Genomic DNA, 1,398 nt, shown 5'->3' on the forward strand with positions numbered 1-1,398 from the left:
CCAGGTGCGGAGGTCGGCGGCGGCGAAGTCGATGCGGCCGCCGCCGACCTCCGCACCTGGGTGCCTGCCGAGCCGTACGACCTGATCGTCAGCAACGCGACCTTCCAGTGGGTGCCCGGCCACCTCGACCGGTTCCCGGTCTGGGTGGACGCCCTCGTGCCGGGCGGCACCTTCGCCTTCCAGGTGCCCGGCAACTTCGACTCGCCCAGCCACCGCCTCATGCGGGAACTCGCCCGGTCCGACCGTTGGCGGGACCGGCTCGGCGACACCCTCCGCCACGACGACGCCGTCCACATGCCCGCCGCGTACCTGGCCACGCTCGCCGACCTCGGCTGCGAGGTCGACGCCTGGGAGACGACGTACGTCCACCTCCTCCAGGGCGAGGACGCCGTGCTCGACTGGGTCACCGGGACGGGACTGCGGCCGATCCTCACGGAACTCGGCGACGACGCCGACCCCTTCGTCGCCGAGTACCGCACCGCCCTCCGCGAGGCCTACCCGGCCACCCCCCACGGCACCGCCTTCCCCTTCCGCCGCATCTTCGTCGTCGCCCGGAAGCCGGGAGGTGAGGGGTAGGACAGGGCCAGCCCCCACCCCGGCTCCGCCCCGGTCCTACGTACCCTTACCGCTGTGGAGGACGAGATCCTGGACGTCGATGTCGTCGACGTGCCGCAGCCGCGGCCGCAGTCGCTCGTGCTGGCCTTCTTCGGCAACCACGTGCTGGACCGCGGCGAGGGAGACCTCGGGGTGTACTCGGGGAGCATCATCGACGTCCTCGGACGCGTCGGCACCGGCGAGCAGGCGGTCCGGTCGACGCTGACGCGGATGGTGAACCGGGGGCTGCTGTGCAGGCAGCGCGAAGGACGGAAGATGTTCTTCGGCCTCACCCCGCACGCGAGCGGCATCCTGCGCGACGGCGGACAGCGCATCTGGCGCGACGGCGCCGTCAACGAGGACTGGGACGGCACCTGGACCCTCCTCGGCTTCTCCCTCCCCGAGTCCTGGCAACGGCAACGCCACGATCTGCGCTCCCGGCTCATCTGGTCCGGGTTCGGGGCGCTCTACAGCGGCCTGTGGATCGCGCCGGGGCGCGTCGACGTACGAGGGATCGTCTCGGAGCTGGGGCTCGACGCCCATGTGAAGGTGTTCCACGCCCGCGCCGACGAGTTCACCGACATCGGGCTGATGATCCGCGAGAGCTGGGACCTGGAGGCCCTCGCCGCGCGGTACGTCGCGTTCGACAAACGCTGGACCAGCGCGGACCTCGCCGCCGCCGACCCCGTCGCCACCCGGCTGCGGCTGGTCGCCGAGTGGCTGCGGATCATTCGGACCGACCCCCGGCTGCCCGTCCGGCACCTTCCGGAGGAGTGGCCGGCGCGGCAGGCCCAGGAGACGTTC

2 protein-coding genes are annotated in these 1,398 nt (G+C 72.2%); both read left to right on the forward strand.

The genetic code is table 11. The annotated features are described in order from the left end of the window. On the forward strand, nt 1–576 hold a 576-nt coding region (locus AOK23_RS41120), incomplete at its 5' end, for a class I SAM-dependent methyltransferase (RefSeq protein ID WP_055717513.1). A 54-nt stretch (nt 577–630) separates the two neighbouring features. After that, nucleotides 631–1,398: PaaX family transcriptional regulator (locus AOK23_RS41125; protein WP_055717514.1), on the forward strand; the 768-nt coding region annotated here is incomplete at its 3' end.

Origin of the sequence: Streptomyces torulosus (genome assembly GCF_001419765.1) — a bacterium.
GTDB classification, from domain to species: Bacteria; Actinomycetota; Actinomycetes; order Streptomycetales; family Streptomycetaceae; genus Streptomyces; species Streptomyces torulosus.